Genomic DNA, 24,561 nt, shown 5'->3' with positions numbered 1-24,561 from the left:
CAAATAGATAATACTCAAAAAGCGCGCCTGAATACTCAAAAACAAAAGATGCTATACTTAGCTTAAATACTCAAACTAACATTTTAAATAATTGTATTTTTTGATGAAAAACAGGCCTATTATCTGCCTTTTATATAACTATATCTGAGATGATTTAAACTTGTTTGCCGTATCTCGCACAGTAGACTAGTTTGGTAAGGTGAAATCAGGACTGATTTCTCATTAACCAAATCACATATATCTCAAACGTATGTCAAAATTTTACTCAGTCACCAGGGCGCATCTTGGCTTGCTGCTGTGTCTCCTTTTGGTGAGCGTAACAGCATTTGGCCAAGGTACCAACCGAACAGGGCGCGTTACGGCACAGGCCGACGGCACGGGCATTCCAGGGGTAAACATCACCATCAAAGGAACTACACGCGGTGTGACAAGCGATGCGGGGGGTAATTTTCAGATTACAACGCCCAATGATGCCGTACTGGTCATTTCTTACATCGGTTTTAAATCGCAGGAAATACCGGTGGGGAGCAAATCGGTAATTAACGTGACGCTGGCAGAAGACGTAGCCAGTCTGAATGAGGTGGTCGTAACGGGCTATAGTGCCCAGTCGCGGCGCGATATTACGGGGGCGGTGGCAACCGTCAATACGAAAGATCTGCTCTCTGTACCTGCCACCGACGTGTCGCAGCAGTTGCAGGGCCGGGTTGCGGGCGTAACCGTGACCAACGATGCCACGCCGGGTGGTGGAGCCACCGTCAGGATCCGGGGTTTTGGCACTATTGGTAACAATGACCCGCTCTACATCATCGACGGGGTGCCCACGCAGAACTTGGGTACGATCAACCCCAACGACATCGAAACGTTTCAGGTGCTAAAAGACGCCTCGGCTTCGTCAATCTACGGGTCGCGGGCGGCTAATGGCGTGGTGATCATCACCACCAAGAAAGGCAAAGCCGGAGTATCGCAGATTACATTTAGCACCTACTACGGTTCGCAGCAGTGGGCCAGAAAAGGTGAAGTGCTAAATTCCGAAGAACTGGGCCGCTACTTATACCTGGCTGACATCGGCGCGGGCAAAACGCCAGCGCACGGGCAGTATACCTACGGCCCCAGCGGACAGGTGACTATTCCGGCTTACGTGTTCCCAAGCAAGGGAGCTGAAGGCACCGCCGCCGTTGACCCGGCCAAGTATTCGCTCACGCCGAGTAACATTTACCCCATTACACGCTCGGCCAACACCAACTGGTTCGACGAAGTATCGCAGACAGCTCCTATCCAGAACTACCAGCTCGGCGCTACGGGCGGGTCAGAGACCGGCCGCTACGCCTTGTCAGTCAACTACTTCAACCAGGAAGGTACGGTCAAATACATTGGCTACGACCGCTACTCGATCCGGGCCAACACGGAGTTTAATATAAAGAAACGCATCCGCGTGGGTGAAAACCTGACGGTGGCCTACAGCAGCCGGAAAGGTGGTTTCAACAACAACGAAGAGCAGAACGCCGTGTCGGGTGCCTATAAACACCACCCACTGCTGCCCGTTTTCGACATTGCCGGGAACTTTGCTGGTAGCCGGGGCCTGAACCTGGGTAATAACGAAAACCCGGTAGCTACGCTCTACCGGCAGCGTGACAACCGCTATAACAGCCTGCGCGTGTTTGGCAATGCCTACGCTGAAGTGGACCTGCCCGCTGGTTTCACGGCCCGCACGTCTATTGGTATTGATGCCAATGGCGATCGCGCCAAGTATCTCCGCCGGGCCAACCCCGAATACATCGAAGGTAACTTCAACCTGGAACTGAACGATCAGAACCGCTACAACTACCAATGGGTCTGGACCAACACGCTGAGCTATACCAAGACCCTCAACAGCGTTCATAAGATCGACGCCTTTGTGGGTACCGAAGCCATCCGGCAGTATCAGGAATACTTCGATGCGTTCCGTAGTGGTTTCTTCAACGATCAGCTGTCTATTCAGAGCTACCTCGATCTGGGCGCGCGGGCATCATCGGCCAACTCAGGCCGGATTGAGCAGGACTATTCGCTGTTTTCGATATTCGGCAAGGTGAACTACGCATTGGGCGACAAGTATTTGTTCCAGGCCATTCTGCGGCAGGATAAATCGTCACGTTTTCTGTCGGCCTCAAACAGTGCCTTGTTCCCGGCGGTAAGCGCAGGCTGGCGGATTTCGGAAGAGAACTTCTTCAAAAACGGCGTCACGTTTGTCAATGACCTGAAGCTCCGCGCCGGCTACGGCATCACCGGCAACCAGGCTATTGGTGACTATAACGCCTATACGACCTACCGCTCCGACACCTACCACAATGGCTACCCCATCGACGGTGGTACCACCACGCCGACGGCTGGTTTCAGCCCACAACGGTTTGGTAACCCCAACGCCAAATGGGAATCGACAGCCTCGACCAACTTTGGCTTCGACTTGTCCATGCTGAACAACAAGTTGGAAATCAACTTCGACGTTTGGAGCCGGAAGACCACAGACATGCTCTTCACCACGCCCTTTACCTTCACGGCGGGCGATGCCGATATTCCGGCCTACAACGTAGGTAGTATGCAAAACCGGGGTATCGACCTTGCTATCAGCTACCGCAATCAGGTGGGGGCTTTCCGTTACAACGTGACAGGCAACGTGGCCACGTATCGTAACAAGGTGCTTCGGCTCAACGACAGCGACAATACCCAGTACTTTGGCTATAACTCGCGGGTACCGGGCGGTGGCGTAACCGTTACGCAGGCCGGTCTGCCCGTCTCGTCGTTCTTTGGCTACAAGGTGTTGGGTATTTTCCAGACTGCCGACGAGGCTAAGGCATGGGCACCATTCGGCACAACCACCTACAACCAACCGGGTAAGTTCAAGTTTGCCGACATAAATGGCGACAATAAGATCACGGATGCCGACCGGACGGTTATTGGCAACCCGCACCCCGATTTTACCTACGGCCTGAACGTAAATCTGGGCTACAAAGCCTTCGACCTCACGCTGTTTGGCAGTGGTTCGCAGGGCAACCAGATTTTTAACTACACACGCTACTTCACCGATTTCAACACGTTCCAAGGCAACCGCTCGCGCCGTGCGCTGTACGATGCCTGGTTGCCAACCAACACGGGCGGCACCGTGCCCACGCCCGATGCCAACGATCAGGTGAGCAGTTTGCCATCGACGTACTTCATCGAAGACGGTTCGTACTTCCGCCTGAAGAACGTGCAGCTTGGCTACACCCTGCCCAGGACTGTACTGTCGGCGCTGGGCCTGGGTAGCTGTCAGGTCTACATTCAGGGGCAAAACCTGCTGACGTTCACCAAGTACACGGGCCTGAACCCCGAAATCAGCATCTCGAATAACTTCAACAGTGATAGAAACCGGAACCTCGGCTTCGACGGGGGCTACCTGCCCGTGTCGCGCACCCTGCTGATCGGTCTGAATCTGTCATTCTAATCTTAAACAACTCGCAACCAATGCAAGCAACATATAAAAAAATCGCTCTCTCGGCCCTGACAGTCACTGGATTGTTAATGCTGGACGCGTGCAGCACCGATTTCCTGACCCGCCCGCCGCAAGGGCAATACAGCCCGGCATCGTTGAGCAACAGTCAGGGTATCGAAGGGCTGCTGATCGGTGCCTACGGCATGCTCGATGGGCAGGGTATCGACGGGCAGGACCCTTGGAATAATGAAGTGCAGAACTGGGTATTTGGCGGCATTGCCTCTGACGATGCCTACAAAGGCACCGATTCGGGCGATCAGCCGGAGCAGTCGTTTATCGAACGCTATGATTTTCAGCCTACCAACGGACACATTCGTAACAAGTGGCGGGGGTTATACGAAGGCGTAGCCCGGACCAACAACGTGCTCGACGTACTGGCCGATGTGAAAGACATCACAGACGCTCGCCGTAAGCAGATCGAAGCTGAAGCCCGGTTCCTGCGCGGCTACTACCATTTCGAGGCCCGCAAAATTTTCCGGTACGCCCCCTACATCGACGAGAAGGTCTACGATATCAGCGACCCGAACTCGACGAAGGTGCCCAATGACAAGGAAATCTGGCCAAACATTGAGGCCGATTTTCAGGCTGCTGCCGCCGTGCTGCCCGAAGCGCAGGCGCAACCTGGTCGCCCCACGAAGTGGGCAGCCCTGGCGCACCTCGGCAAGACGTACATGTTCCAAGGATTCGACATTGCCACCGGTGCCCCTAACGCAGCTAAACTGACGCAGGCGAAAACCGTGCTCGACCAGATCGTGAACAGCGGCAAGTTTACCCTGGCAAGCAACTTCTCGCAGAACTTCGATTCTGACACGCGCAACAATGGCGAGTCTATTTTTGAGGTGCAGTATGCCAAGTCGGCTGCCGATGATGGTGCTGCCACGGCGGGTATGGGCCTGGCTCACCCCTATGCCTCGCCCTGGGGTTGCTGTGGGTTCTACCAGCCGTCGCAAAACCTGGTGAATGCCTATAAAACCGATGCCAATGGGTTACCCCTGCTGGATACGTTCAACGATGTAGACGTGAAGAACGATCAGGGTGTAGCTCTGGATGCCCCATACACGCCGTATGATGGTCCGCTCGATCCACGTCTGGACTGGACGGTTGGCCGCCGGGGCATTCTGTTCAAGGATTTCAAGATCCACAACAGCGATTTCATCCGCGACCAGAGCTATGCCGGTCCTTATTCGCCCAAGAAGCACGTTGCCTCGAAGAAAAATACGCTGCTGGGAACAGGCTGGCAGAACCTGACAGCCAATAACTACCGGCTCATTCGCTATGCCCACGTGCTGCTGTGGCTGGCCGAAGCCGAGGTGGAAGTGGGTACGCTGGCCCGCGCGCGTGAGCTGACCAATCTGGTTCGGGCACGGGCTGCCAACCCCGCCGATTTCGTGAAAAAGGCTACTCAGGGTGCCACCCGAGACGACTACACCGTTACGGAGGCCCCCGCTGCCAACTACGTGATCAAGCCCTACCCGGCCACAACCTTTGCCGACAAAGTCACGGCCCGCAAAGCCGTTCGGCACGAGACACGCCTGGAGTTTGGTATGGAAGGCCACCGCTTCTTCGACCTCGTGCGTTGGGGTATTGCCGCCGAAACGCTGAACGCCTACCTGGCCAAAGAAAGCCTGAAGCGCACCTACCTGAAAGTGGGAACATTTACGAAGGGGAAAAACGAGTACTACCCTATCCCCCAGACGGCTATCGACAACGCCTACAAAGCAGGCGCACCCACCCTGGTGCAGAACCCGGCGTATAAGTAAAGTTTAAAGTTTAAAGTATAGGGTCCAAGCGGTCCCCGCAGCGGCGGACCGCTTGGACCCTATACTTTAAACTACCCAAAAACATCTACAAGCGAGACCGGGTTTATACGCTACACATGTAAACCACGCAACGCTATGGCAACTCAATCACCATTCGACCCCGATAAAGTCGACGCTGAATTTTATTCAAAAGATCCCAACCAACACGGCACGTCCGATTACGGGCATGAGTCGGAAGGGGTAGGCAACAATGTGTACCACGACAGTACGTCGGGAATTGACATGGATGGTCAAAATCAGGTAGAGGCAACGCTGAGCAAAGCCGCCACCAAAGATGATAATAACCCCGACGCCCCCGGTGGCGAAAGCCTGGGTACGTATCAGGAGTGGGACATCGACCCCAACCAGTTAAACCCACAATCAGCCAGCCGACCCATGACCGACGCCGAGGCCAAGAAATTGGAATCGTTGCCCGATAATCCGTCTGATGAAGCTCTATTTCACCGAGCCGACGCTACCTATTTGGAGCAGGGCGATGACCCAAACACGCAGTACGACCCGCATAATGAGGGGTATAGCAATAAAGAGGGGAAAGAGGTGGATAAGGCGTAAGAAGTTGACTTACTACTTAAAAAAAGCGGGTTGCTCCATATTAGGGGCAACCCGCTTTTTTTATTCTCTACCGTTATAACCGACTACCCTTTAGCTTTATGCTACGACCGCGCAACGCAAATCGCTGTGGGTTTTTCTATGAAACAGTATAAACTTCCCGTGCTGGTGTTGCTGGCGCTGGTGCTCAACGCTACTCTCTCTGAAGCCGCCATGCCTAAAAAAGGCCCCTGGCAGACGTTATTCGACGGTAAGACGCTGGCTGGCTGGCACATCTTTCAAAAACCGGGTATACCCACAGACACTAAATGGGTGGTTGAAGACGGCGCCATTCACTACGTGACTGGTAGTAAGAGCGGTGGTGACCTGGTGACCGATAAAGACTACGGTAATTTTGAACTGGAACTAGAGTGGAAGATTTCGGAAGGGGGCAACAGCGGCATTATATACCATGTCAGCGAAGACCCCAAGTACAAGGCCACCTACCAGACTGGTCCCGAAATGCAGGTACTCGACAATGAGCGTCACCCCGATGCCAAAATGGGCCACGATGGCAACCGCACCGCCGGGGCACTTTACGACATGCAGAAGCCCATTACGCCTAATGCCGCCAAACCCGCCGGCGAGTGGAATAAGGCTCGCCTGGTAATCAACAAAGGCAAAGCCGAACAATACCTGAACGGTAAGAAAATTGCCGAATACCCCACCTCCGGCCCCGAATGGGATGCCATGGTAGCCAATAGTAAGTTCAAAGGCTGGGAAGGGTTCGGTAAATTCGCCACGGGCAAAATTGCCCTTCAGGACCACAGCAACCCCGTCTGGTTCCGCAATATTCGTATACGTGAACTGTAGAGACGCAAAATCTTGCGTCTCTACGCAGACAAATTACCCTTATGCAACGCCGAAACGCCCTCCGAAATTTGACTGGTACTGCCCTGACGCTGTCGGCGGTACCTTCACTCGCCAGCCAACTCATGCACGAGTCTGAACCTGCCACGCCCTACGTTGCCGCTACTACGGCGATGAAGGGTAATATTAACCACTCGGTTTGCCGGTGGTGCTATTCAAAGATTCCGCTCGACGATCTTTGCAAAGCGGCTAAAGCCATGGGTATCAAGTCGATAGACCTGACTGGCCCCGACGAATGGCCGACGTTAAAGAAATATGGTCTCACCTCGGCCATGCCGCAGGGGGCTGGCAAAGGTATCGTGGATGGTTTCAATGACCCTAAGCTCCACGATGAACTCGTAGCCAGTTACGAGGCCATTTTCCCGAAACTACAGGCCGCCGGCATGACGTCGGTCATTTGCTTTTCGGGTAACCGGAAGGGCATGAGCGATGCCGAAGGGCTGGAAAACTGCGCTAAGGGCCTGAAACGCCTCATGCCCAGCGCCGAGAAGCATGGCATCACCATGATTATGGAACTCCTTAACAGCAAGGTAGACCACAAAGACTACATGTGCGACCATACGGCCTGGGGCGTTGAGCTATGCAAGAAAGTAGGCTCAGACAAGTTCAAACTACTTTATGATATCTACCATATGCAGATCATGGAAGGCGACATCATCCGCACGATCCGGGCACACCATCAGTACATCGGGCATTACCATACGGGCGGTAACCCCGGTCGGAACGAGATCGATCAGACGCAGGAGATCTATTACCCGGCCGTGATGCAGGCTATTATAGCGACAGGCTACAAGGGATACGTAGCCCAGGAATTCATTCCCAAGCGTGACCCCCTCACCAGCCTCCGCGAAGCCGTCATGCTATGCGATGTATAAGTAGAAAAAGGGGTGGTTAGTTAATTCAAAAGGGTCTCCATCACACATTGGAGACCCTTTTTTCGTAATTATACTCAACGACAAAAAAATAAACATGTGAGCATGAGTATTTTTTACTCTATTTTAATCTAAATTTTAAGTTAATATTATAAATACTTACGCAATTTTATAAGTATACTGAAAATTAATTTGCATTTTTTAACGAAAAAAGAATGATTTGACGCGAATAAATATAATTATTTCTTCTATAAATATTATAGATATAGTAGACTCAATACACAAAGCCGGTTTTACGGAGGCAGTCATCACAGGCTGTCATAACCTATTCTCATACGCTATGGTAAACATGTGTATATCCAGACTACTGGGCCTTTGTCTTTTGCTGGGTTTGCTAGTCAATAGTGGGCTGGCGCTGGCGCAAGGCACCGCCCGAACCGGCCGGGTAACGGGCAGCGCCGACAAGGCAGGCATCCCCGGTGTTAACGTCACCGTAAAAGGCACTTCTCGCGGTGTCGTCACCAACGCCACCGGCGATTTCAGCATCACTGTACCCGACAACGCCATTCTGGTTTTTTCTTTCATTGGGTATACATCACAGGAGCGATCGGTGGGTAGCCAAAGCACAATCAATGTAGCACTCGATGAAGACGCCACCTCGCTCAACGAAGTGGTCGTGACAGGTTACTCGACTGATAGCCGCCGCGAGACGTCCGGGGCAGTGTCTACCGTGCAGCCGCAGCAACTCAAATCGGTGCCGTCAGGTAACGTAGAGCAGCAATTGCAGGGCCGGGTGTCGGGCCTGACGGTGATTACCAACGGACAGCCGGGCACCAGCAGTCAGATACGGGTGCGGGGCTTTGGTGCTTTTGGGGGTAACCAGCCCCTCTATGTGGTAGATGGCGTACCTACCCAAACCGTCGATTTTCTGGTACCCGACGATATCGAGACCACGACGGTGCTGAAAGATGCGGCTTCGGCCTCTATCTATGGGGCGCGGGCCGCCAACGGCGTCATTGTCTACACGACCAAGAAAGGGCAGCGTCGGGCGCAGAAACTCACCGTGTCGTATGATGGCCTGTTTGGTGCCACAGACCCTGGCAAGGGCCAGCCCATTCTGAACCCACAGGAACAGGCTGACTGGACGTGGCAGTCTCGCAAAAATGACAAGTATCAGGAAGGCGTACCACTGGGTCCCGACAGTTTCACCAACCTGGCGGGTGGTCAGTATGGCTCAGGACCAACCCCGGTGTTGCCCGAATACCTGCTGGTGGGTAACCGGTCTGGCGTAACGGGTGGCGTAGACCTGGCTGCGGAACAGAAGAAGTACAACGTGAACCCGGCCAACGGGGCTATCTACCTGGTCATCCCGGCCAACAAAGAGGGTACCGACTGGTATAAGGCCATCACGCGCACGGCACCGCTTATGCGCCACACGCTGGGCTTTTCGGGTGGGTCAGATTACAGCCGGTTCTACATTAGCCTGGGTATGCAGCAGCAGGCGGGCATTGTAAAGTTCAACGACTTCACGCGCTATTCGCTACGGGCCAACACCGAGTTCGACATTACCAAGAAACTGCGGTTTGGCGAAAACATCCAGTTTACCTACCTCTCAACCCGCGGTTTGCAAGGTGGTAGTGGTGGTCAGGGGGTAGCTTCCGATGAAAATGATGTATTGCAGGCGTTCCGTATGCCACCAATCATTCCGGTATACAACTCGTTTGGCGGCTATGCGGGTACGGCAGCGCCTGGCTTCAATAACCCTCGCAACCCGGTAGCCAACCGCGACGGGCAGCAGAATAACCTGAACGCCAACCTGGTGGGTTATGGCAACGCCTACCTGGAGTATGACGTCATTCCAGCCCTGACCCTGCGCAGCAGCCTCGGCGGCTCATACCGCAACTACTACTACAACTACTACAGCCGGGCGCAGTACGAAAACTCGGAAAACGGCACCAACTTCACCTACGGCGAAGGAGCAGGTTTCGGGCTGGCCTGGACGTTTACCAACACGGCCCAATACAAGCAGCAATTTGGTATCCACAGCATCAACGCGCTGGTGGGTGTCGAAGCGCTGAATACAGGTTCAGGCCGTAACGTTGACGGCTCAGGCTTAAACCCGTTTACGGTAGATCCTAACTACGTCACCATTAGTTCAACTACGCCGGGTGCTACGCGGCAGGTGGGTAGTGGCTACGGCCTTGGCGTTAACTTCTTTTCAACGTTTGCACAGGCGCGCTATGCCCTCAATGACAAATACATTGTGTCGGGTACGGTACGTCGCGATGGCTCGTCGCAGTTTGGTGCCAACAACCGGTATGGCGTATTTCCGGCGTTTTCGGCGGCATGGCGCATTTCGGCCGAGCCGTTCATGAAGAGCGTGCCCTGGGTGTCGGACCTCAAGATTCGGGGTGGCTACGGGCTAATGGGCAACTCGAATAACGTAGACCCCAACAACCAGTATAACCTGTTTGCCTCAAACGCGGGTAATGGCTACGACATTACCGGGGCAAACACCTCTGTTCAGTCGGGCTTCTACCGCAGCCGAATCGGCAACGCCGATGCCAAATGGGAAACCAGTATCACGTCAAACCTTGGTTTCGACGGTTCATTCTTCAACAACAAGCTGGAAGTAATCCTCGACGTGTGGCGGAAAGATACCCGCGACCTGTTGTTTCAATTGGGTTTGCCGGGTGTAGTGGGTGTGCGGGCCAATGCGCCGGCGGTAAACATTGCCCAGATGCGCAACCAGGGTATCGATATCACGGTCATTACGCGGGGCAACCTGACACCCAAGGTGGGGTATGAAGTAACGGCGGTTGGTAGCTTTCTGAGCAACCAGATTCAGGCGCTGGCTCCCGGCACTCCCTACTTCTATTCGGGTGGTACACGCCTGAGTACCAACGTGGTGCGTAACGAGCCAGGGCAGTCTATTTCGTCGTTCTACGGCTATAATGTGGTTGGTCTATGGCAGAGTAAGGAAGAGGTGGCGGCGGCCGACAAGATTGCCCTGGACGCTGCCAAAGCGGCATCCACAAATCCCGCCAGCGTTACCAGTGCTACGTATCAGAGCGGTGCGGGTCCGGGTCGTTTCCGGTATGCCGATACCAACGGCGACGGCAAAATTGATGATGCCGACCGCGCTTATCTGGGCAGCCCCGTACCGAAGTTTACGGGTGGGGTAACGCTGACGCTACGCTACGGCGGGTTCGACGTAAACACGTACCTGTATACGTCGCTAGGTAACAAGATCTTCAATAACTCGCGCTGGTTCACCGATTTTTACACGTCGTTTTCTGGCGCGGCGGTGAGCGCCCGGGTGAAGGATTCGTGGCTCCCAACCAATACCAATACGAACATTCCCATTTTCGAGAGCGCATCGAACTTCAGCACCAACACCCAGTCGAACTCTTACTATGTGGAAGACGGCTCGTTTTTGCGGATGCAATACCTATCGGCAGGGTATACATTTCCATCACGAATGCTGGGTGCCACGGGCTTGAGCCGGTTGCGACTGGGCGTATCGGCTACCAACCTGTTTACCGTGACCAAATACACTGGTCTGGACCCGGCGGTGGGTGGTGCAGCTGATTCCAACTTCGGTATCGACATCGGCAATTACCCGGTTACGCGGGGGTACAACTTCCAAATCAGCTTCGGTTTTTAAGACCTGACAACTACACATGAAAACATACATCGGAAAGGGAATGGTAGCTACGGCACTGCTGGTGCTGACTACGTTTGCCTGCAATGACAAGTTTCTTAATATCCCGGCAACGGGGCAGTTGGCCAGCAACCAGCTTACAACGCTGGCCGGTCTTGATGGGTTGCTGATCAGCAGCTATTCGCAGCTAAATGCCCGCGGGTTTACGCAGTCGGCCAGTTCAAACAACTGGACACGGGGTAGTATTTCGGGCGGTGAGGCCAACAAGGGGTCGAACGCCGGTGACTTCAACGCGCTGACGCCTTTTCAGCGCTATGAACTGTTGCCCAGCAGCGGTCAGGTTAATGACAAGTGGAATGCTATGTATGAGGGCATTAGCCGGGCCAACGCCGTATTGAGGGCGTTGAAAACAGCATCGGCAGAGGTGTCTGATGGCGACAAAACGCGTATTACGGCCGAAGCGCGTTTCCTACGGGGGCACTACTATTTCGAACTGAAGCGGTCGTTTAATATGGTCCCCTACGTTGACGAGACGCTGGACTATGGCAGCGGGATTGAGAAGGTAGCCAACGACAAGGACATCTGGGCTAACATCGAAGCCGATTTTAAAGCCGCTTATGATAACCTGCCCGCCACGCAGGGGGCAGTGGGTCGGGCCAACAAGTGGGCAGCGGCCTCTTACCTGGCCAAGACGTACATGTACCAGCAGAAATACGCCCCTGCCAAAGCACTTTTTGATCTGATCATTGCCAGCGGCGTTACATCAGGCGGCAAGAAGTACGCGTTGGTAGCTAAATACGCCGACGTATTCAACGCTGCCAGTGATAACAATACCGAGTCGATCTTTGCTATGCAGGCAGCCGCCAACACGGGTAGTTCAGACAACGCCAACCCCGATTTGGTGCTCAACTTCCCTTACAACACCGGCTCCAATGGCCCAGCCGGTTGCTGCGGGTTCTTTGCGCCCAGCTTCGAATTGGCCAACTCGTTCCGCACCAACGCCAACGGCCTGCCCCTGCTCGACGGGTCGTATAATGTGGGGGCCAACCAGTTGAAAACCGACCAGGGTATTGCCTCGAAAGATCCGTTTACACCCGATGCCAACCCGGTCGACCCGCGCCTCGACTGGTCAATTGGTCGGCGGGGTATTCCCTATCTCGACTGGCAGGTTCACCCCGGCCTCGACTGGATTCGTGACCAGGGCTTTGCCGGACCCTATTCGCCCAAGAAGTTCGTCTTCTACAAATCGCAGGACAAAACCCTCACCGACGGTAGCTCATGGACAGACGGTTATTCGGCCATCAACTACAACATCATCCGTTTTGCCGACCTGCTGCTGATGGCCGCCGAAGCCGAAATTGAGGTGGGTAGCCTGGCTACGGCGCAGACGTACATCAATCAGGTACGTGCCCGCGCTGCCAACGCCGATGGCTTTGTAACGGGTGCCGACGGTAAGCCCGCCGCTAACTACGTGATCAAACCCTACACGGCTCCCTTTGCCGATAAGGCGGCGGCCCGTACGGCGGTGCAGTTTGAACGGAAGCTGGAGCTATCGGGCGAAGGCCACCGCTTCTATGACCTCGTGCGCTGGGGTGTGGCTGGTCCGGTACTAAATGCATTCCTGGCCTACGAATCGCCCAAGCTGTCGGTAGGCTATGGCGGAGCCAAGTTCACGCCGGGCAAAGACGAATACATGCCGATTCCGCAAACGCAGATCGACTACCAGGGTAAGTCTGTGCTGAAACAGAACCCAGGGTATTAATTGGTTTCGCTTTAGTAAAAAAAGGCCCCTCAGCGTCTGCTGAGGGGCCTTTTTTTAGTTGGAAACATGAAGTATGGAAGCGGCCCAGCCTGACCGAAGGGTAACTAGCGCGGGGCTACAGTTGCCTTAGAAACGAACTAGTACGATTGCTCAACGCCAAACTGACGCTGACAATGAGTAGCCCCGAAGAAGTAGCGTAGAATACCTTCTAAAGCCGTCTTGCCTATCTGTTCGTTTTGTCGTAAATTGGTAGATTCACAACAACACGAATGGACTTTAAACTCACGTCAGATTTTCAACCTACCGGCGACCAGCCCAAGGCCATTGCCGAGTTGGTGAAAGGCCTGAAAAACAATGAACCGGCTCAGGTTTTGCTTGGGGTCACGGGGAGCGGTAAAACGTTCTCTATCGCCAACGTAATCCAGCAAGTAAATAGACCAACGCTGATTCTGAGCCACAACAAAACCCTGGCAGCGCAGCTATACGGTGAATTCAGGCAGTTTTTCCCCGAAAACGCAGTCGAATATTTCATCTCCTATTACGACTACTACCAGCCTGAGGCGTTTATTGCCACCACCAACACCTACATTGAGAAAGACCTGGCCATCAACGCTGAGATCGAAAAGCTGCGGCTGGCGGCTACCTCGCAACTGATGACCGGACGGCGCGACGTGATCGTGATTGCCTCCGTCTCGTGCATCTACGGCATGGGCAACCCCGACGAGTTTCGGGCCAGCGTGATCCGGATTGGCGTGGGCGAACGGATGGGGCGCAACGCCTTCCTGCATAAGCTCGTCAGCATTCTCTACAGCCGCACCGAAGGCGAATTTGCGCGGGGTAATTTCCGCGTCAAAGGCGATACCGTCGATCTGTTTCTGGCCTACGCCGACTTTGCCTACCGCGTGATTTTCTTCGGCGACGAGATCGAGAGCATCCAGCGCATCGACCCCGACACGGGCAAAAAGCTCTCTGACGAGAAGCTGGTGAGCATTTTCCCGGCCAACCTCTTTGTCACAGGCCGCGATACGCTCAACAACGCCATCCACGAAATTCAGGATGATCTGGTAGCGCAGGTGGCCTTTTTTGAGAAGGAATACCGCGAACAGGAGGCCGAACGGATCAAGGAACGCACCGAGTTCGACCTGGAGATGATGCGCGAACTGGGCTACTGTTCGGGCATCGAAAACTACTCACGCTACTTCGACCGCCGCCAGCCCGGCCAACGCCCGTTCTGTCTGCTCGACTATTTCCCAGATGATTTTCTGATGGTGGTGGACGAAAGTCACGTGACCATTCCGCAGATCCGGGCCATGTGGGGCGGCGACCGGTCGCGCAAGGTGGCCTTGGTGGACTATGGATTCCGGCTACCCTCAGCCATGGACAACCGTCCACTTACGTTCCAGGAATACGAAGACCTCACGCCGCAGACCATCTACGTGTCGGCCACGCCATCGGAGTACGAACTACGCAAGAGCGAAGGTGTGGTGGTGGAGCAACTTATCCGTCCCACGGGCCTGCTCGACCCCGAAATTTCGGTACGCCCCAGCCTGAACCAGATTGACGACCTGCTCGAAGAAATCGACACGCGGGTGAAGCGCAACGAGCGGGTGCTGGTGACGACCCTCACCAAGCGCATGGCCGAAGAACTGAGCAAATACCTGGAGCGGGTAGGCATCAAAACGCGTTATATCCACTCGGAGGTGAAAACGCTGGACCGCGTAGAAATCCTCCGCGACCTCCGCCTCGGCAACTTCGACGTACTAGTGGGCGTAAACCTCCTCCGCGAAGGCCTCGACTTGCCCGAAGTGAGCCTGGTGGCCATTATGGACGCTGATAAGGAAGGCTTCCTGCGCGACATCCGGTCGCTGATTCAGACCATCGGCCGCGCCGCCCGGAACTCGAACGGCAAGGTGCTCATGTATGCCGACCGCATTACGGGGTCGATGGCCAAAGCCATTGACGAAACCAACCGCCGCCGCGCCATTCAGATCGAATACAATGAGGCTAACGGCATCACCCCCACCACGATTTTGCGGTCGCGCGAATCGATTATGGGGCAGACCAAAGTGGCCGACTCGAAGGTGAAACAGTTCTATGTCGAACCCGAAGAGATCCGCATTGCCGCCGACCCTGTGGTGCAGTACATGGGCAAAACCGACCTGGAAAAGCTGGCCAAAGACACCCAACTCCGCATGGAACGCGCCGCCAAAGACCTCGACTTCATGGAAGCCGCCCGCCTCCGCGACGAGCTATTTCAGCTACGCGAGAAGTTGAAGAAGGAAATGGTGTAGGAGGCATTAGTGGCCTTGTTATCCTTGCAGGATGACTCGTAAACTTGGGTCTTGCATCTCCGTGCTGGGCTTGCTAATTCGTTACATAAGTATATTGTCGAGGTCAGTTCATTATATCTATATTGTGTATATGGACATAATAAACTGATCTCAACAATGAATAAACGGTTCTATTCCCAACTGGCTGGTTGGGTAGGCCTGCTCAGTTTTCTTGGCATGGCCACCTGCAAGCAGGATGATCTGGGGCGATTTACAGCGCCCCCTGTTCCGCCAATGCCTGTTCAGTCAACAGTGGTGCCAGGGCCTATACCCAAGGTGCTGACGGCAACTATACCAGACGTGCCCACTAAAAATATACTGATTGATACCGTTAACCGGAAAATAACGGTCACACTCCCCGAAAACTATTCAGTAGTAAAACCTGCCCTGTCGCTCACGTTTTCCTGTACACAATGCACGATAGGACTTAATAATCCCAGCCGGGATGTGGTGCTCTCGCTAACGGATACGGGGTTAAGCCGATACCGTGATGTGTATGTCGTAAATCCGCTCGATAATCAGTGGGCCTGGTACAAAATAGAACTGCAACACACAGGTATGTTTAGCGTGGTGTCGCCGCCCGTAGCGGTCACCGCCGAAACGGGTGATTACTCCGTTCGGCCTAGTATCGAGGTTCGCAATTTCTTGGACGGACAACGGACACAAGTGACATTGATCAATAGAGAGACAGGTTACGAGTATGCAACTTACCTGAGCTTTTGTCCAAGTGATTATCAACCCTGCACAGATGCCCGTGCCGACCGGGCGTATGTAGCTACCAGCGGGGCATTACCGGGTATTTACGACGTTACGGTGTCGAAAGAAGATGGGCGAACCATCTCTATTCCAGGATTGATTAATATGCTACGGGGTACGCCCCGCCTGGCGACGATCAGTTGGGATATCGACGAAAAAAGGTCGCTTGTTGTTCAGGGATTGAATTTGTACGACGAGTTTAAACCAGAAGTAGTGTTGTCGAATCGTAAAGGGTTTTCTGTGCGCATGCCCATCACTGATTTTGATGAACGTACCGGAAATGCGCGGATCACATTACCCACAAACGTGAAGCCGGGAGCCTATAAAGCAACATTATATGCAACAAAAGGCAGCGCCAGCACCATCAGCACATACATAAGGCGGACCGCCAATCAGCCCATCTTATTTGCCGTTGGGTACCCGGCTGACCTAGCTGATAATACACGTACATTAACAAGAGAAACAGTTTACCGCGTTGATTTAAATACTATATCACTAGCTAAAAAGGATCGGCTTGTGTTCACATCAATTACCCAGGGAGGACCTTCGTTTGATGTAGCTCTAAACATCCCAAGCAGCTTTTATTTGGCCGGACCAGATGGTGGTGGGTTTATCTCGTTTACCCTACCCGCTAATGTACCAACTGGACAGTATGTTGTTACCTACAGGCTATACACAAGCGAGACAGCCTATCTTGACAGTGAGCCTTATGATCAGGAAATAATTATTAAATAATCCATTTCAAGGCCTAACGGTCAACGTTACTTTTTGTGTAATTCTTCCAGTGCGAAGCAACGTTGACCGTTAGACCTCGAACATTGAATTCACCCTACAACATCGCGGCCCCGAACACCCCGGCGCTGTCGCCGAGTTTGGGGCGGATGATGGGCGTTTCGACCACGCGGTTGTTGAAGATGTAATTTTTGAGCTGCTCCACACCGTCGGTATATAGCTCATCGATGTTGCCCACGCCGCCGCCGAGGACGATTACGTCAGGGTCGAGGATGTTGGTGATAACCGAAATGGCCCGACCGAAGTAGCGCAGCAACCGTTCCATCGTGAGCGTGGCAATGGGGTCTGTGCCTGCGCGATGGCGTTCCACAATCTCTTTCATAGTGCGTTTCTGGCCGCTTTGCTCCAGGTAAAAGCGTTGCAGCGCGGGGCCGGAAATGACCTGCTCGTTGCAGCCTTTTTTGCCACAGTAGCAGTCGTAGCCGTTCTCTTCCAGGATGTTATGGCCCCATTCGCCGCCAATGCCCTGCTTGCCGTTGACCACCATTGCCTGCCCGTCCTGCCCGCGGAAGACCACGCCGCCACCTACGCCCGTGCCCATGATTACGCCAAACATGGTCTGGAAATTGGGCGCTACGGCGGGCACGGCCCCCAGCGTAGCCTCGGCCAGAGCAAAGCAGTTGGCGTCGTTGGCCAGGTTCACCTCCACACCCAGCCGGTCGAGCAGGGCCTGCTTCAGGGGCTGTCCGTTGAGGCAGGTGGTGTTGCAGTTTTTCATTGTCTGCGACCGGGGATCCAACGTACCGGGCGTGGCAAAACCGATCTTATCGGGGGTGTAGCCGGTTTCGGCTTTTAGCTGGTCGATTAGCAGCACAATCCGGTCAACAATGTGCTCATAGCCCAGGTGCGCTTCGGTGTCGATGCGTTGCCGAATCACGACGGCATCGGGTGATGGTGAAGAGAGAATGACGCCTTCAATTTTGGTACCGCCCAGATCAATACCCCAGTACGTTTGCATAAAAAATGGTTGGTTAATAGCCTACAGCAAACTTACTGCCTTTGCCTTCTTTGCGCCTACCTTTGCGGCCATAACCACTAAAATCGCCTAACAACGCAAGCATATGGCCCTGGAAATCGGACAACAAGCCCCTGCATTCACCCTGTTCTCATCGGAAAACAAACCTGTCTCGCTGAGCGATTACGCCCAGAAAAACGTAGTGCTGTTATTCTTCCCCATGGCCTTCACTAGCGTATGCACCGCCGAACTCTGCGAGATGCGCGACAACCTGCACACCTACGCCGACCTCAACGCCGATATCCTGGCTATTTCGGTCGATTCACCGTTTACACTGGCTAAGTTTAAGGCAGAGCAAAACCTGCCCTTCCCGCTGCTGTCTGACTTCAATAAAGAGGTGTCGGAAGCCTATGGCGCGCTCTACGAAAACTTCGTCATGAACATGAAAGGCGTAAGCAAGCGCGCTGCCTTCGTCATTGACCAAACCGGCACAATCCAATACGCTGAAGTACTCGAAAACGCCGGTAACGTGCCTGATTTTGAAGGGGTTAAGGCGGCTTTGAAGGGATTGAATTAAGAATCGGTCCGCCGATGCGGCAGAATTAAGAATTAAGAATGGCTTCACATCCTGCTCCTGCGTAAGCAACATTCTTAATTCTTAATTCTTAATTACTCTTCCCAATGCCCTGGTATACAGACTTTTTTCATGGCTTGCCGCAGGAGGCGTGGCGGGCGGCGCAGTCGGCGGAACAGACGCAGCATGAGTTGGAACTGCTGGTGGAAACGCTGGAGTTTGGCCCCGGCGACCGTGTGCTCGACGTGTTTTGCGGGTATGGTCGACACGCCATTCCCCTGGCCCGGATGGGTGCCGACGTGACCGGCGTTGACATTTCGGCAGAGTCTATTGCCGAATTGCAGCAGGAAGCAAAGCGTAAAAAAGTGCCTCTAACGACGATAGCGGGCGATTTCATGACGCTCGATGTCACTGCGCTGGGTGAGCCGGGCATTTTCGGGGCGGCGTATTGCCTGGGTAACAGCTTCTGCTTTTTCCCGCGCCCGCAGATGCAGGCCTTCCTGCAACGCATAGCTGATTGTCTAGAGCCGGGTGGTCGGCTGCTGGTGCATTCAAACATGGTAGCTGAGAGTTTTCTGCCCGACTTCCAGGAGTTTGCCTGGCTGCCCGTGGGCGATACCCTGCGCGTCTTGGCCGAGCATCAGTACGACCCCATGAACTCGATGGTGGAACAGCGCCTGACCTACTACCGTCACGCCGATAAAGGGGTTGATACCGCCCATCGTACGGCTCATTATTATATCTACACCATTGCCGAACTGTTGAGTATGATGGGAATAGCTGGCCTACAACCCCTGGCTTGTTATGGTACTGTATACGGTGACGATTATAAAGTTGGCGATGAGGGTATCTGGGTTGTTGCACAGAAGGAATCATAACTAGTTAATTGTCAGATACGTATAGCCTGACTTTTTATTTTATTAATCAATTGCGAACAGATATAATTTTTTATGAAAATGCAAAAAGCGATATATGAAATAGACAATAACCTATTAACTTTCAGGCATATTAACGCCGTTAACTAAAAATTGACCTAAGGAATCATGGAAGTAGTCGAGCGTAAGCAGCGCACCCGCGAACAAACGCGCGCGGGGATTCTCCAGACTGCCAAAGACATTGCCCGCCGCGAAGGATGGCAATCCGTATCGATCCGCAAGATCGCCGATGCCATCGAATACAGTGCCCCGGTGGTGTATGACTACTTCGATAGCAAAGACATCTTGCTCGACGAAATCCGCAATGATGGATTCCGTTACCTGCGCGATGAGTATGAACGGCTGGTACGGCTCTACCGTGACCCCGAAAAACTGTTGTACGAGATTTCGCTGATTCAGTGGCAGTTTGCTATGCAACAGCCCGAAATGTATCAGGTGATGTATAACCAGAACGGCGCCAACTGCCTGGCCCCCATCGAAGAATCGGCGGAGATCAAGTCGGTAAACGAGATCGTTTGCCGGATCATCTTCACATTCATCCCCAAGTCGGCCGAGAGCATCCGTCGGCTGTATTTCGAGTGGTGGGCCACCTCCCACGGCCTCATCAGCCTCAGCGCCCTGCTGCGGCACCAACAGCCGCTGGAAGCCTCCGAGCAGATCTACCGCGAAACCATGCGCCGCTTCGTGCGGGGGCTGAAGTGAAAGAGTGAATGGCGAAAGAGTGAAAGAGTGCCGGACCACACTCTTTCACTCTTTCGCCATTCACTCTTTCACTACTATTCCCCCTTCAACGCCTCTACGGGATTGATGAGGGCGGCGCGGAGGCTTTGGTAGCTGACGGTGAGCAGGGCCACGGCAACGGCCAGGAGGCCTGCCCCGGCAAAAATCCACCAGTTGAGGGGCGCGCGGTACTCGTAGTTATCCAGCCACTGATTCATGCCCCACCACGACAGCGGGATGGCCAGCAGAATGGCGACCACCACCAGCTTCAGAAAATCTTTGCTTAGCAGGGCTACAACGCCCGCTACGCTAGCCCCCAGCACCTTACGTACGCCAATTTCTTTGGTACGCTGCTCGGCCATGTAGGTAGCTAAGCCAAACAAACCCAGACAGGCAATGACCACGGCCAAGCCGGCAAAAACGCTCGCCAGCGTGCTGATTGGCCGAATCTGGTCGAATTTGCGCTTGTATTCCTGGTCTACAAAGCTCACCTCGAACGGAAACGCGGGGTTGTATTGCGCGAAAATTTTTCCTGCTTTTTTTAGGGCTACCTCGGTGGGCAGGGCGGGGTTGAGGCGGTAGTTGAGGGTACCAAACCAGTTTTCGCCCTTCACAAACATGGGCGGCACCTTGTCGAACGGCGACCCCCAGATGAAGTCAGAAAACACCCCCACGATGCGGAAATCCTTTCCTTCGTTTTTAATGATCTGACCCACCGGGTCTTTGAAACCCATGACTTTAGCTGCCGTAGCGTTCACCAGGCAGGCCAGGGTATCGTTGGGATAGTTGAGTTGATCCATGTCGCGGCCTGAGAGAAGCTTGACGCCCATGGTTTTCACGAAATCGCCCGCGCAGGTCATCTGGTCGAACGTGATTTTTGACCCCGGCTGCTTGCCTGTCCACTCCAGCCCCCAGGTGTTGCTATACGATTCGGTGATGGGGTTATTGGTTTTGCACACGGCCGTGGCTATGCCCTGCCCCAGCAACTCGCCCCGGATGACGGCGTAATTTTTCTCGATGTCGCCCGTGAATCGGCTGAACACCAGCTGGTTACGGTCGTAGCCCATGTCGCGGGCCTGCGTGTGGGCCATTTGCCGTTTCACCACCAGCGTACAAACCAGCAACGCCACCGTGATCAGAAACTGGAAGACCACCAGCGCCTGCCGGGGAGCCAGCTTGCCGCGCACGGTAGCCAGTCGCCCCTTCAGCACGCGCAGGGGCTGCATGGCCGACAGGAAAAAGGCCGGGTAACTTCCTGCCAGTAAGCCCGTTAGCAGCACCAGTGCCAAACAGGCCAGCCAGAAAAAGCCGCTGGCATAGGGTACAAACAGGCGCTTTTCGGCGAGGGTGTTCAAGGCGGGTAGGGCCAGTTGGGTAATCAGCAGGGCCAGCATAAACGAGAGCAACGTCAGCAGCATCGACTCGCCCAGAAACTGACCTACCAACGAACCTCGCCCTGCGCCAACCACCTTGCGGATGCCCACTTCGCGCCCCCGTTTTTCGGACCGGGCCGTGCTCAGGTTCATAAAATTGATGCAGGCCAGCAGCAAAATAAAGCCCGCGATATAGCCCGCCAGCCGCACGTAGACAATGCCCCCGCCGCTCTCGGCACCGTTCTCGAACCGCCCGTAGAGGTGCCACCGTTCGGCGGGGTAGAGAAAGACTTCGTTGTCTTCGGTGCCTTTTGAATTACGCTTGGTGATGTCGCGCACTTTGGCGTTGACCGCCGCCAGCGTGGCCGTGGGCGTGAGTTCCACAAAGGTGCGCACGTAGTTGTTGCCCCAGTAAGCCGCATCATCGCCAGTTTTGGTGAGGTAGGTCCACGGCAGCAACAGTTCGAAGTCGAACTCGGTGTTTTTGGGCAGGTCTTTCAACACGCCCGACACCACGAAGCTGTCTTTATTGTCGAGCCGGACCACCTTGCCAATGGGGTCGGCGGTGCCGAAGAGGCTGGCGGCGGCGGTTTGGGTCAGGACTATTGAGTTAGGACTGCCCAAGGCCGTTTTCACGTTCCCCTGCACCAGCGGAAAGCTGAACATGGTCAGAAAACCGGGGTCTACAAAGCTGCCTTGCAGGTTGATGCGGGTAGTGCCGTAGTTGGCCAGGTGCGGTTGCGCCCATAGCACCCGCGTGGACTCAACAATCTCGGGAAACTCGGCTTTCAGCGCCGGTGCCAGCGGACTGGGCGTGGTTGGCCAGCAATGAACATTACCCTCGAACGTGTTGCGGTTGAAGGCTTTGTAGAGCTGTGGTCCTTTGGCATGAAACTGATCGAAGCTTAGCTCATCGGCGATGTTCAGGCCCATCAGCAGTGCACAGGCCATACCCAGCGCCAACCCCAGCACGTTGATGAAACTTTGCGTACGGTTGCGCCAAAGGGTACGCAGCGAGACAAGGAAGTAGTTGCGAAGCATAGTAGAGCCAGGTTTATGGACCAATGCTATTCCCCGAACAAATTCAAGGCCACCCGTTTAAGTCGCTGATTACTAGATTGCTAAGAAGCTAAGTCTGTCCAGTTTCGGACATTTCGCGTTCGGATGTGGACGGGGGAAGGCGATAGTGAAGAATACTACTTTTCAGACGAAAAGAGGCTACCGCTTCTTGTTCGAAACCATGATTCTCTCTACCCTGCCATTTATGCTTATGCGGCTTTGTTCGGGCTTCGCTGAATTTCCAAAACGTAGTCGGTACTAACGCCGCTATATTCTGCAATCTCTTCAATGGTCAGTTTGCCAAGTTTTAATGCCCTCAAGACGGTTTGGGCCTTTACTGCCAGATTTTCCTCTTGCCGAGCTTCCTCAATCTTCCTTTGCTCGTTCTGTACAGCCAGGGCGTTTGCTGCCAGTGTCATTTCGTAAGCCATGCGCTTTTCGGGGGTCATCTGCCGAGTATCCAGCTCGTTAATGGCCGCTTCTAACCACTCCTCGTTCCAGAACTGTGGGAACTGTCTGGGCTTGGTCGTCCTGTGGGTCGTCTTCATGGTGTAAATAAGCTTGTCAAGGTCTGTATGCACGTTGGCTAATCGCTTTCTGAATTTAGCCAACTCTACTGTAATAAACACGGTCTGCTCGTCTATCAGTTCGCCTTTATCGTTCCTAAGAACCGCAACATTTTGGTAATCAGTGATATGCGGAAAAATGTTTGCCGCCAGAATACCGATGCAGTAAATTTTAGGCAAGCCTTCGAACTTATACCTGCCCTTGCGAATCAACGTGTTAAGACGGTAAAATGAATAAAACTTCATGCGTTGAATGAAATCGGGGTATTTACTCAACTGCATCTCGACGATGAACTGATTACCCGTCTCATCTACACAAGCGATGTCGTAGATGCCGCTACGGCTGTCTTTGGTTAAACCCGGAATCTCACTTTCGATAAACTCCACTTTAGCAATCGCTACCGGCGACTGGATAAGAGCCTGTAACGCCCTGCGTAGAAACCGTGTATCGGTCTCGTTGCCAAAGGTCACCTTGAAACCATAGTCAGAAAGAATGGAAATAAATCGTTCGCTGTCGTTGTACAAGTTCATACGGTAAAGGTATCCCACGAAGCCAAACCGCCAAGATATAAGGGCTATCTCCTCCTTGCAGAACCACCATAGTGGGGTAAAGAGAGAGTCACAATATGGGCTATTGTTTTCGTATGTGGTGGTGGGGCGTTAGTTGGCGAATACAAGCCTTGTTTGGCGCAGGATGGTGGTGTTTCCAAATGATTCCTGTCGCCCGGATCCGCCAAATTGCGGAGCCACTTATTTCCGTGGCCGATTGTACCATTTATACTCCTCCCAACGCTTCAGCTTACGCCAAGCAGGGTTATGGCCTTCAGTGGAACTGGATGATTGCTCACGCCCACCCAACTCGAACAGAGTTCTTCTCAGGGATTCAATGCCATACCCATCAACCGTTGATGATTCAAAACTCAAGGTGTTGTCATGAAGGCCTATGGGCACAGCATAGAATTTGATGATGTCCAATTGTAACTCCTTGACGTGGGCCAAACCACGAAGCTGTTGAAGTTGCTGATCTCGGAGAAGAGCCGCCTCTTCGTAGTGGCTGGGGTGCTGTAGAAGAAAGGTTTTTCGTTCTTGGCTCAGTTGATAAACTTTGTCGGCATCTTGACCAAGGGCAAGGCTGACTTCCTCTGACGAACACAAAACGGGTAAATGTACAATCGCTTTCAAATCGAGAAGTAGTCCTGTTTGTTGCTCAAACCGTTGTTTGAGGCTCAGAAAGGTTGGTAAGCCTTGAGCAAACGTGAATGAGTGAAAAATAAGGCCCATTGGTCAATTTCTTCAGGTACGTGGTATCGCCGCAAGTTAAGTGTCGTTGTCTGGCCAAACGCGAATGTAGGGTTGTTGGCTGCTTACTTCATAAGTATACGAAACTATATAGACTGTTGCAAGCAGCTTGCTGAAAGTA

The 24,561-nt window shown here is 53.7% G+C and carries 16 protein-coding genes; 12 read left to right on the top strand and 4 right to left on the bottom strand.

The annotated features are described in order from the left end of the window. Positions 1 to 250: 250 nt before the first annotated feature. The 9 genes from J2I48_RS24730 (at position 251) to J2I48_RS24690 (ending at position 16,902) form a co-directional block, all read left to right on the top strand. Positions 251 to 3,457: a SusC/RagA family TonB-linked outer membrane protein gene (locus J2I48_RS24730; protein ID WP_207338201.1), complete on the top strand. Its 3,207-nt coding sequence runs from the start codon at positions 251 to 253 to the stop codon at positions 3,455 to 3,457. Between the two features lie 20 nt (positions 3,458 to 3,477). Continuing rightward, entirely contained in the window at positions 3,478 to 5,265 is a 1,788-nt protein-coding gene (locus tag J2I48_RS24725) for a RagB/SusD family nutrient uptake outer membrane protein (RefSeq protein WP_207338200.1), read from the top strand. Positions 5,266 to 5,400: 135 nt separating this feature from the next. Continuing rightward, complete coding sequence (locus tag J2I48_RS24720) at positions 5,401 to 5,877, top strand: hypothetical protein (RefSeq protein ID WP_207338199.1); 477 nt, start codon at positions 5,401 to 5,403, stop codon at positions 5,875 to 5,877. Between the two features lie 138 nt (positions 5,878 to 6,015). Next, positions 6,016 to 6,726 (top strand): 3-keto-disaccharide hydrolase, encoded by a 711-nt coding sequence (locus J2I48_RS24715; protein ID WP_207338198.1) that lies wholly within the window; start codon positions 6,016 to 6,018, stop codon positions 6,724 to 6,726. Between the two features lie 41 nt (positions 6,727 to 6,767). Next, complete coding sequence (locus J2I48_RS24710; protein WP_207338197.1) at positions 6,768 to 7,658, top strand: hydroxypyruvate isomerase family protein; 891 nt, start codon at positions 6,768 to 6,770, stop codon at positions 7,656 to 7,658. A gap of 346 nt (positions 7,659 to 8,004) precedes the next feature. Beyond that, positions 8,005 to 11,322: a SusC/RagA family TonB-linked outer membrane protein gene (locus tag J2I48_RS24705; RefSeq protein ID WP_374758174.1), complete on the top strand. Its 3,318-nt coding sequence runs from the start codon at positions 8,005 to 8,007 to the stop codon at positions 11,320 to 11,322. Positions 11,323 to 11,338: 16 nt separating this feature from the next. Next, a complete protein-coding gene (locus J2I48_RS24700; protein ID WP_207338195.1) occupies positions 11,339 to 13,081 on the top strand; it encodes a RagB/SusD family nutrient uptake outer membrane protein in 1,743 nt (580 codons plus the stop codon). 269 nt (positions 13,082 to 13,350) lie between these two features. Next, positions 13,351 to 15,372, top strand: a complete 2,022-nt coding sequence (uvrB, locus tag J2I48_RS24695) for an excinuclease ABC subunit UvrB (RefSeq protein ID WP_207338194.1) — start codon at positions 13,351 to 13,353, stop codon at positions 15,370 to 15,372. Positions 15,373 to 15,528: 156 nt separating this feature from the next. Continuing rightward, positions 15,529 to 16,902, top strand: a complete 1,374-nt coding sequence (locus J2I48_RS24690) for a hypothetical protein (protein ID WP_207338193.1) — start codon at positions 15,529 to 15,531, stop codon at positions 16,900 to 16,902. A gap of 94 nt (positions 16,903 to 16,996) precedes the next feature. Here the strand turns inward: J2I48_RS24690 and J2I48_RS24685 are convergent, their stop codons facing one another. Continuing rightward, entirely contained in the window at positions 16,997 to 17,917 is a 921-nt protein-coding gene (locus J2I48_RS24685; protein ID WP_207338192.1) for an ROK family protein, read from the bottom strand. A 103-nt stretch (positions 17,918 to 18,020) separates the two neighbouring features. On the opposite strand from J2I48_RS24685, the gene J2I48_RS24680 reads away from it, so the two are divergent. The 3 genes from J2I48_RS24680 (at position 18,021) to J2I48_RS24670 (ending at position 20,125) form a co-directional block, all read left to right on the top strand. After that, positions 18,021 to 18,491, top strand: a complete 471-nt coding sequence (locus tag J2I48_RS24680; RefSeq protein WP_207338191.1) for a redoxin domain-containing protein — start codon at positions 18,021 to 18,023, stop codon at positions 18,489 to 18,491. A gap of 104 nt (positions 18,492 to 18,595) precedes the next feature. Continuing rightward, positions 18,596 to 19,366: a class I SAM-dependent methyltransferase gene (locus J2I48_RS24675; protein WP_207338190.1), complete on the top strand. Its 771-nt coding sequence runs from the start codon at positions 18,596 to 18,598 to the stop codon at positions 19,364 to 19,366. Between the two features lie 165 nt (positions 19,367 to 19,531). Further along, the gene (locus J2I48_RS24670; protein ID WP_207338189.1) at positions 19,532 to 20,125 is read left to right on the top strand and encodes a TetR/AcrR family transcriptional regulator; all 594 of its coding nucleotides are present in this window, start codon (positions 19,532 to 19,534) and stop codon (positions 20,123 to 20,125) included. Positions 20,126 to 20,199: 74 nt separating this feature from the next. Here the strand turns inward: J2I48_RS24670 and J2I48_RS24665 are convergent, their stop codons facing one another. From J2I48_RS24665 to J2I48_RS24655, 3 genes are all read right to left on the bottom strand, one after another. Continuing rightward, a complete protein-coding gene (locus J2I48_RS24665; RefSeq protein WP_207338188.1) occupies positions 20,200 to 22,557 on the bottom strand; it encodes an ABC transporter permease in 2,358 nt (785 codons plus the stop codon). A gap of 227 nt (positions 22,558 to 22,784) precedes the next feature. Next, positions 22,785 to 23,672, bottom strand: a complete 888-nt coding sequence (locus tag J2I48_RS24660) for an Rpn family recombination-promoting nuclease/putative transposase (RefSeq protein WP_207338187.1) — start codon at positions 23,670 to 23,672, stop codon at positions 22,785 to 22,787. A 219-nt stretch (positions 23,673 to 23,891) separates the two neighbouring features. Then, on the bottom strand, positions 23,892 to 24,422 hold the full coding sequence (locus J2I48_RS24655; protein WP_207338186.1) for a hypothetical protein: 531 nt from the start codon (positions 24,420 to 24,422) through the stop codon (positions 23,892 to 23,894). Positions 24,423 to 24,561: the final 139 nt, after the last annotated feature.

The sequence above is a fragment of the Fibrella aquatilis genome (genome assembly GCF_017353255.1).
Classification (GTDB): Bacteria; Bacteroidota; Bacteroidia; order Cytophagales; family Spirosomataceae; genus Fibrella; species Fibrella aquatilis.
Note: the sequence above shows the minus strand (reverse complement) of the source record. Positions and strands in the feature narration are given on the sequence as shown.